At 45.5% G+C, this 17,015-nt stretch carries 14 protein-coding genes; 6 read left to right on the top strand and 8 right to left on the bottom strand.

The annotated features are described in order from the left end of the window. Window positions 1-105 precede the first annotated feature (105 nt). Window positions 106-816: a hypothetical protein gene (locus tag CSH92_RS04705; RefSeq protein WP_124916916.1), complete on the top strand. Its 711-nt coding sequence runs from the start codon at window positions 106-108 to the stop codon at window positions 814-816. Between the two features lie 77 nt (window positions 817-893). Here CSH92_RS04705 and CSH92_RS04700 read toward each other — a convergent pair whose 3' ends face one another. From CSH92_RS04700 to CSH92_RS04690, 3 genes are read right to left on the bottom strand one after another with little or no spacing between them, the layout of a single operon-like run. Next, complete coding sequence (locus CSH92_RS04700) at window positions 894-1,979, bottom strand: hypothetical protein (RefSeq protein ID WP_100656462.1); 1,086 nt, start codon at window positions 1,977-1,979, stop codon at window positions 894-896. An 8-nt stretch (window positions 1,980-1,987) separates the two neighbouring features. Beyond that, window positions 1,988-2,848, bottom strand: coding sequence for a ThiF family adenylyltransferase (locus CSH92_RS04695; protein ID WP_240612734.1), 861 nt, complete (start codon window positions 2,846-2,848; stop codon window positions 1,988-1,990). Window positions 2,849-2,860: 12 nt separating this feature from the next. After that, window positions 2,861-3,607: a PEP-CTERM/exosortase system-associated acyltransferase gene (locus CSH92_RS04690; protein ID WP_164084653.1), complete on the bottom strand. Its 747-nt coding sequence runs from the start codon at window positions 3,605-3,607 to the stop codon at window positions 2,861-2,863. A gap of 207 nt (window positions 3,608-3,814) precedes the next feature. On the opposite strand from CSH92_RS04690, the gene CSH92_RS04685 reads away from it, so the two are divergent. Genes CSH92_RS04685 through CSH92_RS04675 form a run of 3 tightly spaced genes read left to right on the top strand, consistent with a single transcriptional unit; the run spans window position 3,815 to window position 6,939 of the window. Further along, complete coding sequence (locus tag CSH92_RS04685) at window positions 3,815-4,591, top strand: S1 family peptidase (protein ID WP_100656459.1); 777 nt, start codon at window positions 3,815-3,817, stop codon at window positions 4,589-4,591. 41 nt (window positions 4,592-4,632) lie between these two features. Next, window positions 4,633-5,913, top strand: a complete 1,281-nt coding sequence (gene tviB / locus CSH92_RS04680) for a Vi polysaccharide biosynthesis UDP-N-acetylglucosamine C-6 dehydrogenase TviB (RefSeq protein WP_100656458.1) — start codon at window positions 4,633-4,635, stop codon at window positions 5,911-5,913. Window positions 5,914-5,922: 9 nt separating this feature from the next. Next, window positions 5,923-6,939: an NAD-dependent epimerase gene (locus CSH92_RS04675; protein ID WP_100656457.1), complete on the top strand. Its 1,017-nt coding sequence runs from the start codon at window positions 5,923-5,925 to the stop codon at window positions 6,937-6,939. A gap of 107 nt (window positions 6,940-7,046) precedes the next feature. On the opposite strand, the gene CSH92_RS04670 is transcribed toward CSH92_RS04675, so the two are convergent. The 4 genes from CSH92_RS04670 to CSH92_RS04655 form a co-directional block, all read right to left on the bottom strand. Then, a complete protein-coding gene (locus CSH92_RS04670; protein WP_100656456.1) occupies window positions 7,047-8,171 on the bottom strand; it encodes an acyltransferase family protein in 1,125 nt (374 codons plus the stop codon). Between the two features lie 166 nt (window positions 8,172-8,337). Next, entirely contained in the window at window positions 8,338-9,171 is an 834-nt protein-coding gene (locus CSH92_RS04665) for a patatin-like phospholipase family protein (RefSeq protein WP_100656455.1), read from the bottom strand. A 92-nt stretch (window positions 9,172-9,263) separates the two neighbouring features. After that, entirely contained in the window at window positions 9,264-11,447 is a 2,184-nt protein-coding gene (locus CSH92_RS04660) for a malate synthase G (protein WP_100656454.1), read from the bottom strand. 135 nt (window positions 11,448-11,582) lie between these two features. Then, the gene (locus CSH92_RS04655) at window positions 11,583-12,524 is read right to left on the bottom strand and encodes a LysR family transcriptional regulator (RefSeq protein WP_100656453.1); all 942 of its coding nucleotides are present in this window, start codon (window positions 12,522-12,524) and stop codon (window positions 11,583-11,585) included. Between the two features lie 397 nt (window positions 12,525-12,921). Between CSH92_RS04655 and CSH92_RS04650 the strand changes: the two genes are divergently transcribed. Continuing rightward, window positions 12,922-14,385: a WS/DGAT/MGAT family O-acyltransferase gene (locus CSH92_RS04650; RefSeq protein ID WP_100656452.1), complete on the top strand. Its 1,464-nt coding sequence runs from the start codon at window positions 12,922-12,924 to the stop codon at window positions 14,383-14,385. Next, the gene (locus CSH92_RS04645) at window positions 14,382-15,176 is read left to right on the top strand and encodes an esterase/lipase family protein (RefSeq protein WP_100656451.1); all 795 of its coding nucleotides are present in this window, start codon (window positions 14,382-14,384) and stop codon (window positions 15,174-15,176) included. The genes CSH92_RS04650 and CSH92_RS04645 overlap by 4 nt, the downstream gene beginning before the upstream one ends. 63 nt (window positions 15,177-15,239) lie before the next feature. Here CSH92_RS04645 and CSH92_RS04640 read toward each other — a convergent pair whose 3' ends face one another. Then, window positions 15,240-16,835, bottom strand: coding sequence for an isocitrate lyase (locus CSH92_RS04640; RefSeq protein ID WP_100656450.1), 1,596 nt, complete (start codon window positions 16,833-16,835; stop codon window positions 15,240-15,242). Between the last annotated feature and the right edge of the window lie 180 nt (window positions 16,836-17,015).

Raw genomic sequence — 17,015 nt, 5'->3', positions numbered from 1 at the left:
TATTTTACAGTCGTCATTTAGTTAAAGTTTAGGTGACTGTTTTAATTGGTGTTTTTTTGTGGCGCACTTTTTGCTTCAGTGTAGGTAGTATTTTTAGGAGAAGTAGTGTCAATGTTATTACAACGCACTAAATTAATAATGTTAACACTTGGGTTGTTGTTGTCAGCCTCAGTGTTTGCAGGAAATGGTAACAGTCAATCGGCGCCTGAAGACTGTAGTCTCAGCGATTTGGTTATTCATACCGACCCCAACGATCCTGACGCGCAAGTAATTGGCTGTGCAGGTCAGTTTGACGGTAACGACGAGACATACTCTGGTTGGTTGAGTAATCAATTGATCTGGGATGCAAATGGTGTTTTAACCAATGATTTGCCCGCGAACGTCAGTTCTGATACTTGGATCCATTTGGCTAAATACGAAGAAGAGACATTGCAAGGCCAAGGTATGAACGCTTCATGGTCAGGTATGGTTAATCTGTCTAATTGTTTGGACGAAGATTTAGACTCGGTGGCTTGTTCGTCTGAATGGCACTTTGCTGACGTAGAGTTTGTTGTCGATCCTTTGTTATACGACCAATTCGTATTCAGTATGAAATCCAGCAACTACTATGCGTTGTATCAGGTAGAACTGCTTAAGCAAGTAACTTCGATTGTAGGCACCATGTCTATGATTACCAAGCACGCGCTATCGCATTTGACTATTTGGGCCAAAGAAGCGACCCCTGGTGATGTTGAAGTTAGCGGTCCATCGACTTTCGTTATTTTACTTATGGGTGCGTTGTTAGTGCTAGTTAAACGCAGACAAGTCAAAAAATAATTAACCGGTAAGTACAAAAAGCGGTAGCGGCAAAAGGCCATTACCGCTTTTTTTTGTCTCCAACTTAGCGTTACGTTTTACGCCTTTAAACTAGTGATATTGCGACGACCAGTCTTGGCGTCGTCTGGGAACGCAGTGTCAGTTTTACCTAGCCGCAATAGCCAAAGAATTTGCGTATCAGCGCCGATGTCTAATGCTTGCCTAACACTGTTAATGCGCTCCATATCAGCAGCAAAATCAATCCCCGCAGCAGCACTTAAATTGGCTTGATCTTGCTTAACAGGTAAGTTCAAAATCTCTGTAGATAAGGTTGATGGTTGCATTGAGTAGCCTTGTGCGCTCAACTGCAGGATGGTGTGCATCATTTCAACACTGGCGAACAGTTTGTCAGCAACGGAAGCATTCTTTGGTACGGTGAATATAAGGCAGCTCTGTGCGCTTTTCCACAACGCCAATTGTGATTTTTGCATTCCTTTTTGCGCACCAATTGCGGCAAACACGTTAAACAGCCCAGGAAAACGCTGTATCAGTTTAATGGGCAACAGCTCAGCCGCGCCAACGCCGAGATTCTTTTTTGGCAGTCCACATTCAGGCTCATCACTACTGAAATCTACTGCATTTAGAATATCGAGCCCTAGTTGGCGAGAACGCCACACTTGACTGTCAGACCAAGCAAAGAATTCTAGCAATGCTGGCTCGAGTGAAGTTTTTACTCGACTATTAACATAAGTTAGCGGGCTCTGTATTTGCGCCTCGTGGTCAAAATGAGTAAGCGCAACATAAGGGCGACGGTCAGTATGACGATTAGCCAATACAGCCAAGGGAACCGAGGGAAGGGCGAAGGTCGCTTGGCCGATAGATAACGAACAAAGACTAGGTGCGTCCTTAGTCACATCGATTGTTGCGAGCAACTTGTTATCGAGGTTAACAGAAACATTGTTAAACCCCTGTGCAGCAAGTGCATTGCGCGCATATTCGAGGGCGCCGCCGAGAGTTATGATCAACGTTTGATAGTCGTAAACTAACGTGTGCTTGGCAATGTCAGCTCGATAGTGAACAACGATTTGCTCACCTTCTAGACTGAACTGCAGTGGCTGACAATTATCACCGCTGTAGTATTTGCGCGTTACATTTAGAAACTGGTCAAAATCAAGCGAGTCCATTGCAATCCTTAACTAGAAAAGGCAGCTACGATCTGGCCAATAACGGCTTCAATTTCTGCGCCATGTAAACCATGCGGTAATTCAGTAATGGCAGAGGAGTTAGTAAAGGCATCATACTGCACACTGGCTGGCGCTCGAACCAATTCGCCGCGCCCGAGTATCAGCTTCACAGTATTGGCACTGATCGCGGCAGATGCTTGCATACAGCCTGGGTTTAATGACGGGCCTTTCTTCGCGCTAAGGTCTAATCGTTGTGGTTCAATTAAGTAACTGGAATGCCCTGCCTTAGGCGAAAGACCAAAGTAAAAACGGGCAAATTGTTCGAGTTCCGACTTTCCTGAAAAGCCGAAATAGTCTTCAAAGGACATAGACTCAGCGTCAAAACACAAAACTGAGGTACCAAAGCCCAATGGCGCAGCAGTTAAAGCAGGGATCCGCTTCTCCTCACATTTTTGAAATACCAACCGACGTGCATCGATGGCGAAGAAGTCGAGGCCATCAAGGTACACATCACAACCATCGAGGAAATCATCAACGTTTTCTGCATGTACGCCGTCTTTGAATAGGGTAATTTCCGCCTCTGGATTAATATCCAAGAGTTCATCCGCGAGCGCTTGTACTTTGTCTTTTTTAACATTACTCAACTTGGCGCAGGCTTGTCGGTTAAAGTTTTCTACTTCGTATTGGTCAAAGTCAGCCAAGGAAAAGCGGCTAAACCCGATTCTGGCGTGATTAAGCGCATGCCAGGCACCAACACCACCAGCGCCACATATTGCCAACTTTGTTTGCTTGATTGTTCGTTGCTCAGCTTCACTGAACCATCCTAGGTTGCGTGAAAATGCGAGATCGTAGTTAAAAGGATGTGGCACAATGATTCCTCGTTATTTGGCCGGATTCTGCAATTGCTTGTGTACGGACTTTTCTATCCAATAATACAGCGCAAGCATGTTTTCACTTAATTGCGATAAGAAATTCGCCTCTGTCATGCAGTAAAGCGCACGCTGACCATTAAGCTCGAAGGGCTGGCTACACGGTTCAAACACAAACCCAAGACGTCCGAGCCTTTTCTGCAAGCGAGTTTCTACTACAATGAACATGTGGGAGTGCTGATAATACTTAGCCACTGCTATGATCCCCAAATACAGCCCAATTGTGATGTTGGGAAATAGTCGGCGATCTTCCTCTGTATAAAAGTGTGGCTTTGATTTTGGGTCAATATAGAAGGGCACGTTTTCTTCACCTTTCCGGCGTCTGAAGTCTTTCGGGACGGCTAGTCGCGAAATTTCACTGACCCCTAGCCGGGAAATCGCAGGAAAATCTATCAGAGCCGGATCAATTTTATCCTTACAATAAGACTCGAACGGCATAGTGCAATCTTGTTTATTGCCTGGGATAACTAGTCTGGCCGTGCCGGCAAATCGCTTGGAAGTGGTGTGATGTAGCAACAAATGGACTGAATGCCCATCGTACTTGTCATCTTCCATTTTGTTGTCGCGCTCAGGTTCCCATTTAAGCTCTTCGCAATACACCTGGTGGCGTATACCGAATACTTCGTTTTTAAGTGCTTGATTGCTCGCCACTTTAACGTCGAAGTACTCTTTAAAGCCTTTTACGATAGATTGATCCATGGATCCTTTCCTTAACCTTTGGAGCATGACTTATTGCCTTGTAATGTTTACGCACAGGTATCCATTGGTAGAGTCGTACTTTTGTATACGAGCGATCTCGACTCTGGCGGCATTATTAATAGAATGCATATTAATACAATAGTATAGTAGTCAAAAAAAAGGTCACTAATTTGTTTAAAAAGAGTGACTTCGTTTTGAGAAGACCGCGTGCATAAATCATTATCGACAATCTTAAGTTTTTTTGTACTTTTGCTCAGTACAGCGCAGTTTAATGCAAATGCCTGTGAACTTTGCCCGGTTATCCAAAAGAATAAGCCTTCGATCGTCGGGGTCGGTGTGCAAACGCCCCTGGCATCTCCAAGTAATGTATTATCAGGAACCGGCTTTGTTGTAGCAAACGGCCAATATGTCATTACTAACTATCATGTGGTTTCCGATCCTTTAGATGATAATGTGGTGCAAAACCGAGTGGTGTTTAGTGGGACTGGTAAGCGCCCCGACATTATTCAAGCAGAGATCATCGATATCGATAAAGCGCATGATCTCGCGCTATTAAAAATTGCTAAAGCTTTACCCGCTTTGCCCCTAGCCGAGCGAGAGTTTCGTTCAGAGGGTAATCAAATCTTGATCACCGGTTTTCCCATAGGAGCAGTGATTGGGCTGTATCCTGCGACACATCGGGGGATTATTGCAGCCATTGCACCCGATGTGATCCCTACAAACAATAGTAAACAGCTGGATATCGCGATGTTGTCGCGCTTACGCTCGCCCTTTGAAGTTTATCAATTGGATATAACGGCTTTTCCCGGTAACAGTGGCAGCCCCATGTATGCGGTAAGCGATGGTAAGGTGGTTGGGGTGATCAATAAAGTATTGGTATCGGGAGGGCGAGAAGCTGCACTTTCAACGCCCAGTGGAATTACGTATGCGATTCCGATTAAACATGTATATGATTTACTGAATAAAAATAACGTAGCACTGTAAAGCTCAAGCACGTTTGAATGCTAACAAGGAATAGGTAACACATGAATAAGCTCGACAAGACTGTGTCAATCGCCATTATTGGTCTTGGTTATGTTGGATTGCCGCTGGCGGTATCGTTTGGTCGCCATTACAAAACAGTAGGATTCGATATTGCTCAGACGCGTATTGATGAACTCAAAGACGGTGTCGATCATACTTTAGAAGTTTCCGGTGAAGAACTAAAAGGCGCTTCACAGCTTAGCTTTACCAGCAATCCTCAAGACATAAAGGATTGTGAGTACATTATTGTCACAGTACCTACGCCGATTGATAAAAATAAGCAGCCAGATATGACTCCTCTGCAAAAGGCCAGTCAAATGATCGGCTCGGTATTACAAGCGGGTACTACAGTTATCTATGAGTCAACGGTTTATCCAGGCGCCACCGAGGAGGTGTGCATTCCGATTTTAGAACAGCAATCAGGGCTCACTTTCAATCAAGACTTTTATGCCGGTTATTCACCAGAGCGAATTAACCCAGGTGACAAAAAGCATCGGCTTGAAACGATCGTCAAGGTCACTTCAGGTAGTACCCCTGAAGTATCTGAAAAGGTTGATGCGCTCTATCGCTCAATTATCACAGCCGGCACGCATCGCGCATCGTCGATAAAAGTGGCGGAAGCGGCGAAGGTCATTGAGAACACGCAGCGTGACCTAAACATTGCTTTAATTAACGAACTTGCCATGATTTTTGACCGGGTCGGCATCGATACAGAAGAAGTACTTGAAGCGGCCGGCAGTAAGTGGAATTTTTTGCCGTTTAGACCAGGCTTGGTCGGTGGGCATTGTATTGGCGTAGACCCTTATTATCTTACCCATAAGGCTGAAGAGTTAGGGCATCACCCTGATGTCATTCTTGCTGGGCGCCGGATTAATGACCGCATGGGTGAATATGTGGTATCGCGTTTAGTGAAAACTATGCTGAATAAGCAAATTATGGTTAATGGTGCCAATATTTTACTTTTGGGCATCACCTTTAAAGAGAATTGTCCTGACATTCGCAATACAAAGGTCGTCGATATTGCTCATGAACTCGAGAGTTACCATGTGAATTTAGACATTTTCGATCCATGGGCAGATGCAAACGAAGTTGATCATGAGTACGGCCTATCGATGATCGACAAGCCAGAAAATGGGAAGTATGACGCGGTTATTGGCGCGGTTGCGCACCACCAGTTTAAAAGTTGGAGCAATGAGCAGTTGCGTGGTTTATGCAAACCCAATGCAGTTATTTTTGATTTGAAATATATGTTTGACAAGGCGGCTGTCGATATTCGCTTGTAAGGAAAAGTTATGAAAGTATTAGTAACCGGAGCTGCTGGCTTCATTGGATCACACGTTTCATTGTATTTATTGGAGCGTGGCGATGAAGTCGTCGGGGTCGATAACTTAAATGATTATTATGATGTATCACTTAAAGAAGCCCGACTAGAGCGGGTAAAAGCGCATCCAAATGGGCATAATTTTAGCTTTGTCAAAATGGCAGTCGAAGACCGTGAGGGTATGCCGACATTATTCAGTGAGCAAAAGTTTGACAAAGTTGTGCACCTAGCTGCTCAAGCAGGGGTACGTTATTCATTGGAAAATCCACACGCCTACATTGACGCCAATATCGTTGGCTTTATGAACATCCTTGAGGGTTGTCGACATAATAATGTTCAGCATCTGGTTTATGCATCCTCAAGTTCGGTTTATGGTGCCAATGAGAGCATGCCATTTTCTGTGCATGACAATGTGGACCATCCGGTTTCGTTGTACGCAGCAAGTAAAAAAGCAAACGAGCTTATGGCTCACACATACAGTCATTTGTATGGTTTGCCGACTACAGGATTACGTTTTTTCACTGTTTACGGCCCATGGGGCAGACCAGATATGGCGCTCTTTTTGTTTACTAAAGCGATCCTTGAAGGCAAGCCTATCGATGTATTCAACTACGGAAACCATCGACGTGACTTTACCTATGTTGACGATATCGTTGAAGGCATCATTCGCACACTCGATAATACGGCTGCGAGCAATGATGCTTGGAATGGCAAGCAGCCTGACCCGGGTACCAGCAAAGCGCCGTGGCGGGTGTATAATATTGGTGCGCAAACGCCAGTGCATTTGCTTGAATATATAGAAACGCTTGAGAAGGCTTTGGGCAAGACGGCGGAAAAGAACTTGTTACCGCTGCAGTTAGGGGACGTTCCTGATACCTATGCTGATGTCGAAGCATTGGTTGACGATGTTGGTTACCGCCCGAAAACCACCATCCAAGAAGGGATTGGTAACTTCGTAAAATGGTATCGCGACTTTTATCAGGTATAGGTCACCAGGTTACATTTATTTTGGGTCAGTGATATGTCTGGGTTGACTGTATTGACAGACTATCCTGACCACGATTTTATTTGTTATCTAATTCCCATTCAGCCTTTCTAGGCTGGATCAGAGCTTTTCTTTTGCCTCGACGTTAGCAGCGCAATAATGCTGTCCCTGCGGTTTCTTATCGGTTTTTCCAGTAAAAATAAGCTCGCTGTCGAAACCGCTATAGTCACACCAAAGAATAATAAACATCTAGCAAACCAGTTAGACTCGAATACCCCAAGATACATTATCGTATTAAGCACAGCCATGTGATAAACGAATAAGCCGAAGGAAATATCATTCCGTCCAAGCGTATTTTCTAGTTGATTAAACGCCTTAAATTTACTCTGCGGTTTAAATCCTATGCTCATCACAAACATGGCAAGAAACACAAAAAGAAGCGGATTGATATCGTTTCTACCCCACTTGAAGCCTAATTGGTTTAGTAGGTAAAACAAAACCAAATGGCAGATCACCCAGAATGTTGCACTTTTAAATAAAGGCTGAATTTTTCTAAAGTCTCTGGCAAATACGTAGCCAAGTACAAAGAAGAACAGCCAAGGCAGAAACGTTAAAAAATGAATAACCTTGGTCACATTTGAGGTGTGGTGATTGTGGAAATAGTGAAATACTATGTTAAAAATCGCACAGGCAAGAAGCACCCCATAAATCAGATATGGTTTGTTAGAGGCCTGCCATTTGCGGTCTATGCGACCTAACATGGGCGCAACTAGGTAAAATTGTAATATAACGGGGATTACCCACAAACTACAATTAAAAACACCAGTACCCACGTGGCTTAGAAAATCAGGATGATAAAAGAAAACAAACGTAAGTTGGCCTGCACTCCAAGCAATAAAAGATAACCAGTTTAAGGTATCAAACTGTACCATCCCGGTGGCAAATATGGTGACGACAGAAACGCCAAACGCAGCCCATAATGGTGGATAAATTCTTAGTACTCGCTTGACGAGAAACTCTGTCAAAGACTTGCTATTAGTAGAGCTCAAAGAAATAAGAAATCCACTGATAAAGAATAAGACCGGAACGCCAGGATAAAGCCATGTCAAAGTAGCGGCGATCGACGAGTAATTGTCTGGTGCGGTATTGAACTGTCTAGAATGAGATAGCATGATTGAAAAGGCTGCCAAGTACCGCATCCAAATAAAGTGGTTTTCCCTTGGTATCAAATTCATAACTTAATCAATCCTTGCCGCGTAAATCGAAGTGGTAAGCCTTATTGGGCAGCGTATAAGCTTAATTACAAGGCTTGTAACATAGGCTAATTATCATATGACGATTCGAACGAGGACGCTAGTTTTGAACATAGGCGAACTTTTTGTTGAAATACCTTTGGTTTTTTTAAGCTTTCCGAGCCTTAGGTAACTTCGTTGGCAGGAAGTTTTTTACGGTTTCATAACCCACTTGATATAACTGGTGTTTTTGCTCTTCGGTCATATCAAAGTCCACTGCAGAGGCATCGCCGGTATTAATAACTAACGTATTGTGCCAGTGGTCGGCATGTACGTATTCGCGTGAAATCGCTGTCATAAAGGTGCGGATCAATAGTCCAACATATTGCGGAAGCATCAACCGTTGCTTCGCGTTCAATGGGCGCTCGCGCATCTCACTTTTTAAGCGAAAACATACACTGGGCGTGCCATCACCACGCCAGTCCTCAAATAAAGCATCTTCGGCCAGTATGGCACCATCAACCATTACATGATGCTTGTAGATCTGAAAGCTAAAAATTAAGGGGATAGACATGGAGTAGCGAATGGCTTTCGACACTTTAATGTCGGGGGTTAATCTACGATTAAACACCACCGGTCCACCGCCATTTATGTCCGTCGCTAAGATGTTAAGGTCCATATTCAGATCACCAAACAGACGACCGTCTAATTGCTTATCCATCCATTTTTCAAAGCGTTCCCCAGAGGCGAGGCCACCTTGAAATATTAGACGCAATATAGAGAATTCTCGGAACTGCTTGAAGTTGGTCTCAAGTGCTAATTTATAGATTTCCTCGAGCTTAAACCCTGACGCATAGAGCGCTGCCACAATTGAACCACCTGAGACGCCAACCAAGGTGTCAAATCTAAGTTCTAAATCATGCAATGCCTGCAAAATTCCAATGTGTGCGGGGAGTCGAGTACCGCCTCCGGAAAAAATTGGAACGATGGGTTGTTCTGTCATAGCGAGCCTAAACCAGTCAGATGATCTAAGCCTAGTTGCGTTTAATAAAAACGCCAGAAAATCATGCTGATAAAGGCCCCTGTATTGTTGTTCTAGCGTCCGAGCACACGTTTCATCTCTATGCGCTTTGCGTGGAGTAACGGTTCGGTATAACCGCTAGGTTGCTCGCACCCTTTAAAAATAAGGTCTCGCGCGGCCTGAAATCCAATTGAAGAGTTAAGGTCCGGGGCCATGGCAATATACTCTGGATCATTGGCGTTTTGCTCGTCCACCATTACCGCCATTTTATCAAGAGATTGCATGACTTGTTCAGCTGTTATCACGTTGTGCAGCAACCAATTCGCCAAAAGCTGACTGGAGATCCGCAGCGTGGCGCGGTCTTCCATCAGGCCTACGTTATTTATATCCGGAACTTTAGAACAGCCAACACCTTGATGCACCCAGCGCACAACATACCCTAAAATACCTTGCACATTATTATCAATTTCGCGCTGCAATTGCTCAGCGGATAGGTCAGTGGCTGGCGTGCCCAAAGGGATCGTTAAGATATCATCTAATCCGTCATACGCTTGGCTTTGCAATGACTCCTGAATAGTAAAAACGTCAACCTGATGGTAGTGCAGCGCATGCAGCGTAGCTGCGGTAGGTGATGGCACCCACGCGGTGTTAGCCCCCGCCTTGGGGTGGCCTATTTTGGCCTCCATCATATTCGCCATTTGATCAGGAATTGGCCACATGCCTTTGCCAATCTGAGCTTTGCCACTTAACCCACATTCCAGTCCAATGGTGACATTGGCATGTTCATAGGCTTTGATCCAAGGAAGTGTTTTAAGCGTGGCTTTGTCGGCGAACGCACCGGCATGCATGGAGGTATGAATTTCATCACCGGTGCGGTCAAGAAACCCAGTGTTAATGAAAACCACTCGTGATTTAGCAGCGTTAATGCAGGCTTTCAAATTAACTGACGTTCTGCGCTCTTCGTCCATGATGCCCATTTTAATCGCATTCTCTGGTATTGTGAGCGCTTGTTCAACAGCACTAAATAGGTCGTTCGTATATGCGACCTCTTCCGGACCGTGCATTTTCGGCTTAACGATATAGATACTGCCCTGCGTTGAGTTTTCAAAGGGGCTATTTCTGAGCAAATCATGCTTGCCGATTAAACTGGTAATGACACCATCCATGATCCCTTCGAAAATCGGCTCACCATCGAACAGAATGGCGTCATTGCGCATTAGGTGACCGACGTTTCGCACAAACATAAGACTGCGGCCTGAAACGGTATACTTGCCACCGTGTAAACGATCATAGTGTCGGTCTTCATTCATTGCGCGGGTGAAGGTTTTGCCACCTTTGTCGACATCTATACTCAGTGTGCCCTGCATCAACCCCAACCAATTGCTGTAAACTAAGGTTTTGTCTTCGGCATCAACGGCTGCAACTGAATCTTCGCAGTCCATAATCGTGGTTAAGGCTGATTCAAGTAAAATATCTTTTAATCCGGCAGGATCAGACTTTGCAATAGGGTGTTCAGGCTCAATTTGAAGTTCTGCATGGAGGCCGTTATGGCGCAGCAAAATGGCTGAAGGAGCAGTCACATCTCCCTGATATCCAGCGAAAGCGCCGCGCTCTGTTAGTTGGGTGACCGTGCCATCTGCCAAACTAACTAACAAACCTTCTTCACTTATTGAATAAGCGGTAGCGTCAACGTGTGAACCTTGTTGCAGTGGAGCGATTGTATCTAGCCAAAGTCTTGCATGGCGAATAACTTCGGAGCCACGCGTGGGGTTGTAGCCTTGGCCACGCTCTTTACCGTCGGTTTCAGCGATAACATCGGTGCCGTAGAGCGCATCATATAAACTGCCCCAGCGCGCATTCACTGCGTTTAACGCGTAACGCGCATTGTTGATCGGAACGACTAGCTGTGGGCCGGCTTTTAGGGCAATCTCGTCATCCACATTTTGGGTTTCAATGGTTACGTCTTGAGGCGGATCCACCAAGTAACCTATCGATTGCAAAAAAGTTTTGTATGCGGAAGGGTCGAGTTTCTGGTGTTTTTTGTGGTAGTTGTCCAGTTCCGCTTGTATTGAGTCTCTTTTGGCTAGCAGCGCCTTATTTCGCGGTGTAAATTCGGCCGCAATAGCTGCAAAGCCTGACCAAAACTGCTCACTCGTGACGCCTGAGCCGGGCAGGGCTTTTGTTTCGATGAAATCAAATAGACACTGCGCGATATGCAGTTGATTGCGAATAACTCTTGGCTGTTCTGAAATTGCCATAGAAAACTCTCTCACGCGATAATTACATTATTGCGCAGTAGACCATGAATCGAGCCTGTTGTTTAATTTATGCCTTCCATGGCTAATATAACCACTGTGAATGATAGTTGCAGGCTAATAATGCGACAGTGATATTTAATTAGCGATTTCATTACCCACATCCGCAATCAAGCGGCGTAACCATATATGGCCCGCGTCGTGGTGTAAAAGCGCGCTCCAAGCCATCTTCAGTGCAATGGGTGGGATATCAAATGGTGGCTCGACAATGCTCACTGCTGGATCATCTGCCAGAATGCGCGCTGCTCGACTGGGTAACGTCGCAATTAAGTTTTGAGTCTTGGCCATCTGTAATGCAGCATGATAGTGCCGTGTAAACACGCGAATATCCCGCTGTTTACCCAGTTTGGTTAGTTCTGCGTCAACCCACCCGAGTTTTTGTACTTCGTTCGGGTCGATACCCACGCCTACGCCAAAGCCAGTTTTACTTACCCAAATATGCTGCCCACTCAAGTATGCGTTTAAGTCAAAATTCTTTTTCTGTGGATTGTTGCTACTGATCACGCATGAGAATGTGTCATACCAAATGACTTTTTGGTGAAACGACAAAGGTAACTCGTCAAAGCGATTTATCGCCATGTCGACTTTTCCTTGCTCAACATCATGAAAGTTAACATCACTAGGAGTAATCAAATCTAGCGTAATATTAGGGGCTAATTCACGTAGACGCCCAACTAACTCCAACAGTAGGGTCGATTCTGCGTAGTCTGACGTCATTATTCGAAATGTGCGATCACTATTGGCTGGGTCGAATTCAGTTTCTGGCTGAATAGACGTTTCTAAGCGCGCCAATACATCACGAATAATTGGTTGGAGCTCCAACGCTCGCTGGGTTGGCGTCATACCGTCGCTGGTGCGTACCAGAAGTGGATCTTTGAATAGATCACGCAGACGCTTAAGTCCATTGCTCATGGCTGGCTGCGTAATACTGAGTTGATTTGCCGCCTTGGTTACGCTGCCTTCACGCAACAATACATCCAAGTATACCAATAGGTTTAAATCCACTTTTGCTATATTCATGCTTTAAATAGGTTAGGTTTGCTCTATTCTTAAAAATGATTATATAGACTTTGCGAGAGATTAGTAGCTAGGTCTTTAGTCTTAGATGAGTCAGATTGATATGTATCAATTTATCTGACGAAGTAATTCAACGTGTCTGGGCTTATGAATCGCTGGTAGCGCAATGTTTCGGTATGGATCCAGTTATCAAAAGTGCTGATATGATTTGGGTACAGGCGGTGACCCAATTAACGGCACTTGCCAATAGCTGTATGGTTACATTAAGCCTTTGCTGAATTTAAGGGAGGCATTTATTCTTTATTTTGACTGATGCTTATAGAAATTCTGAATAGACAAGCGACTTGATGAACAGTGCTAGCTCAATTAACATCTAATTAACAATTATTGAGGATCCATTATGGAGTCGCTCAGCGGGCTAGACGCCGCATTTTTATATCTAGAGTCTGACACAATACCCATGCACATTGGTGGTGTGGCGATTGTTGAAGGCTCCCTCGATTATCACACCTTTGTTGAGTTTATCGAACAGCGCGTGCACATAGTTCCCCGCTTACGGCAAAAGTTGGTGAGCGTACCGATGGGAATTGACCGCCCTTACTGGGTAGATGACCCGGATTTTGATTTGCAGCGGCATATTCGGCATGAAACGTTGGCTAAACCTGGCGGGTGGCAGGAATTACGGCAATTAGCGTCTGATATATTTTCTGGGCAAATTGAGCGAGACAAACCCTTGTGGGAGTTTGTTTTCGTCAGCGGAGTCGATTCAATTGCGCAAGTACCGCAAGGCTCCATCGCATTGATCAGCAAAATTCATCATGCGGGCTTTGATGGTAAGTCCGGTGCCGATCTGATGAGCATGCTGTTTGATATCTCGCCCAAGCCACACAGCGTAGCGCCGGAAGAGGAGAATGTTGGCTCACCGGAAGCCCCTGGGAATCTCGGATTATTAGGGCGGTCAGCGGTCAACTGGGTAACACGACCAGGTAAAATCCCCGGTTTGATTTGGGATGCGGGAAAGGCGGCATTGAAAGCCAGTTACCTTACCCGCTTTGAAGGTATAAAGCCGCCTACGTTGCCTTTTAGTGCACCTAAATCAATCTTAAATGGAGTTGTTGAGCGTGAGCGCAAGTGGGACAGTGCGGTGCTTGAACTACATCGCGTTAAGGCCTTACGTCGAGGCGTCAAAGGCGCCTCCTTAAATGATGCGGTATTGGCTATTTGTGCAGGCGCAATACGTAAATATTTGTTGGAGAAAGACCAATTACCTGACGAGTCGATTGTCGCTATGGTACCGGTTAGTACGCGTACGGAAGACGAAAAAAATGCGATGGGTAATCAAGTCGCCGCAATGTATGTGCAGTTGGCCACAGAGATAGCCGATCCGATGGAGCGCTTTCGTGCCATTGTTGCGAATACTAAAGCTGAAAAACGTTATCAAGAAGCCGTTGATGCGCGCAGTTTAATGGGATTCGCTGAATTGATCCCCTTTGGTCTTGCTGGTGTGGCTTCGCGGTTTTACGCCAAACATGCTTTGGCAAAACGACATAAGCCTTTTTTCAATCTAGTGATCACCAATGTGCCAGGGCCGCCAGTTCCGGTCTATCTGTCAGGCCACAAGCTTTTGGTCAATATGGGCACTGCACCGGTCTATGATGGCATGGGACTTATTATTCCTGTGTTCAGTTACGCCAATACGCTGTCGATCAGTCCAACGAGTGCAGCAAACATTATGCCCGACATGAATATGTTTGCGCGTTACTTGCGGGAGTCCGCGTTGGAACTCGAAGAGTTAGTGGAGCAGCGCGTGCGTGCCTTTGCAGCGTTAAATGCATTGATTAGTAACGAAGAGCAACATTTATGAGTAAATCGTTATCGACCCAACGTCCTTCAAGGCTAAATCTCTTGCGTGAAGGTCGGGCATTGATGGAGTTTGGGGCGTCAGGTTTGATGATGCCTTTGTTAATGCGTGCACCGAAAGGTGATGGTCACCCAGTGATGGTTATCCCAGGTTTTCTGGCCAGTGACCGCAGCACTGGTTTGTTGCGCACGTTCCTGAAGATGAAAGGCTATGCTGCCAGTGGATGGGAACTGGGGCGCAATTTGGGTACGCATGTGACCAATGGTAAGCGTGTGATCAGCGATCAATTACTTGATCGAGTGATCACTGAACATGTGAAATATGATGTCAAGGTTAGTCTGGTCGGCTGGAGTTTAGGCGGTATTTTAGCCCGCGAGATTGCGCGGGAAATACCCGATTGTGTGCGTCAGGTGATTTCTTTAGGTAGTCCGTTCAACGGGCCACAAGGCGCTGCGCCAATCGCTGCGCGCTTGTTTAAACTGATTAATGGCGATGTTGCAGAACGCTCACCAGATTCAATGGCTCGCATGTTGAAGCCACCCCCAGTGCCTTCATCCGCTATTTATTCCAAATCTGATGGTATTGCGCACTGGCAAGCCTGTCGTGATGACTGGGTGCACGAGTCCCAGCACGCTGAAAATATTGAGGTCTTAGGCAGTCATATGGGTTTGGGCCATAATCCTCAGGTGCTCTGGATCATTGCCAATCGTCTGGCACAAGAAGAGGGAACGTGGCAACCCTTCCGCCAGAAGATTATGCATAAGTTGCTTTACCCTAATCCCGAGCGGGCATAAAAAAGCCCGCACGTGGCGGGCTTGGAAATCGAACTAACGGTTTAAGTTTTCGTTCGAAAGGGATTAAACATCAAATTGATTCATGGTGTTGTCTTTACCCGATGCTTTTAGTGCCTGGTCACCAGAGAAATATTCTTTGTGCGTATCACCAAGATCTGAACCTGCCATTGCTTGGTGTTTAACACAAGCGAGTCCTTGGCGTAATTCTTGACGCTGAACACCTAGCACGTAGGCTAACATGCCTTCATCACCAAAATAGCCCTTGGCTAGATTATCGGTTGAAAGCGCTGCAGTGTGGTATGTAGGTAGTGTGATCAAGTGGTGGAAGATACCTGCTTCACGTGCAGCGTCAGCCTGGAATGACTGGATCTTCTGATCAGCTGCTACTGCCAGCTCAGTCTCATCGTATTCAACGCTCATCAATGCGCTACGCTCGTAGGCCGATACGTCTTTGCCTTGCTCCTGCCACAAATCAAAGATTTGCTGACGGAAGTTAAGCGTCCAGTTAAACGATGGAGAATTGTTATAAACCAATTTCGCATTAGGTACTACTTCACGGATGGCATTCACCATTTCAGCGATTTGACCCACGTGTGGTTTTTCAGTTTCGATCCACAATAGGTCTGCACCGTGCTGTAATGAAGTCACACAGTCTAGTACTACACGGTCAAAGCCTGTGTTTTCTTTGAACTTAAATAAACCGTTGGGTAAGCGGGTAGGCTTAGCTAGCTGACCATTTTGTTTGATCACTAGGTCGCCTTCGTTAAGGTCAGCGACAGTATTCACTGGTTTTGTATCTAAGAACGCGTTGTATTGAGCAGCTAAGTCGCCAGGCTCTTGTGACACCGGGATTTTCTGCGTTAAGCCTGCACCTAAACTATCGGTACGCGCAACAATCACACCATCGTCAACACCTAACTCAAGGAAGGCATAACGCACGGCATTAATCTTGGCGAGGAAGTCTTCATGTGGCACGGTTACCTTACCATCTTGGTGACCACACTGCTTAGCATCGGATACTTGGTTTTCAATCTGAATACAGCAGGCGCCGGCTTCAATCATCTTTTTCGCCAGTAGGTAGGTCGCTTCTTCATTACCAAAACCAGCATCGATATCCGCAATGATGGGTACAACGTGAGTCTCGTAGTTATCGATTTCAGCTTGGATAGCACTAGTATCTTCGCCAGCAGCTTTGGCCGCGTCTAATTTCTTAAACAAATCACCGAGCTCACGAGCATCTGCTTGACGCAGGAAGGTATATAATTCTTCAATCAACGCAGCGACTGAGGTTTTTTCATGCATAGATTGGTCAGGAAGAGGACCAAACTCAGAACGCAAAGCCGCGACCATCCAACCAGATAAGTATAAATAGCGTTTATTAGTAGTGCCTTGATGTTTCTTAACGGCCAACATCTTCTGTTGTCCGATAAATCCGTGCCAGCATCCTAAAGACTGCGTATATTGTGCGCTATCTTGATCATATTCCGCCATGTCTTTGCGCATGATCGCCGCAGTATACTTCGCGATGTCTAAACCTGTCTTGAATCTATTTTGCACCTTCATACGGGCAGCGAAATCAGGGTTGATACCATTCCATGTGCCGTTCTGTGCGTCGCGTAATTTAGCTACTGATGCTAAGTCTTGTTGATACTGTGACATAGTTAGTTCCTCTCTGTCGAAGTAGGGTTGTATCGTTGTGTGAGAGCATCCTAAGCGCTTTATCAGAATAACGAAACAGTATAATTATCATGTTCGGTATAAATGGCGTGAATGTTTATGTGGGTGCTTTGCCGCTGAAACCTCTTCAGTGGCTCAGGTAAATGCGGCAAATGCTGATAA

Source organism: Neoalteromonas flava (assembly GCF_002807685.1).
In the GTDB taxonomy this organism is placed as follows: Bacteria; Pseudomonadota; Gammaproteobacteria; order Enterobacterales; family Alteromonadaceae; genus Alteromonas_E; species Alteromonas_E flava.
Note: the sequence above shows the minus strand (reverse complement) of the source record. Positions and strands in the feature narration are given on the sequence as shown.

Excerpts from the sequence above, each read along its gene's own strand:
- CSH92_RS04690 (WP_164084653.1), bottom strand. The coding sequence starts at position 3,607 with ATGGATCAATCTATCGTAAAAGGCTTTAAAGAGTACTTCGACGTTAAA.
- CSH92_RS04650 (WP_100656452.1), top strand. The coding sequence starts at position 12,922 with ATGGAGTCGCTCAGCGGGCTAGACGCCGCATTTTTATATCTAGAGTCT.
- CSH92_RS04640 (WP_100656450.1), bottom strand. The coding sequence starts at position 16,835 with ATGTCACAGTATCAACAAGACTTAGCATCAGTAGCTAAATTACGCGAC.
- CSH92_RS04665 (WP_100656455.1), bottom strand. The coding sequence starts at position 9,171 with ATGACAGAACAACCCATCGTTCCAATTTTTTCCGGAGGCGGTACTCGA.
- CSH92_RS04660 (WP_100656454.1), bottom strand. The coding sequence starts at position 11,447 with ATGGCAATTTCAGAACAGCCAAGAGTTATTCGCAATCAACTGCATATC.
- CSH92_RS04700 (WP_100656462.1), bottom strand. The coding sequence starts at position 1,979 with ATGGACTCGCTTGATTTTGACCAGTTTCTAAATGTAACGCGCAAATAC.
- tviB (WP_100656458.1), top strand. The coding sequence starts at position 4,633 with ATGAATAAGCTCGACAAGACTGTGTCAATCGCCATTATTGGTCTTGGT.
- CSH92_RS04655 (WP_100656453.1), bottom strand. The coding sequence starts at position 12,524 with ATGAATATAGCAAAAGTGGATTTAAACCTATTGGTATACTTGGATGTA.
- CSH92_RS04675 (WP_100656457.1), top strand. The coding sequence starts at position 5,923 with ATGAAAGTATTAGTAACCGGAGCTGCTGGCTTCATTGGATCACACGTT.
- CSH92_RS04670 (WP_100656456.1), bottom strand. The coding sequence starts at position 8,171 with ATGAATTTGATACCAAGGGAAAACCACTTTATTTGGATGCGGTACTTG.
- CSH92_RS04645 (WP_100656451.1), top strand. The coding sequence starts at position 14,382 with ATGAGTAAATCGTTATCGACCCAACGTCCTTCAAGGCTAAATCTCTTG.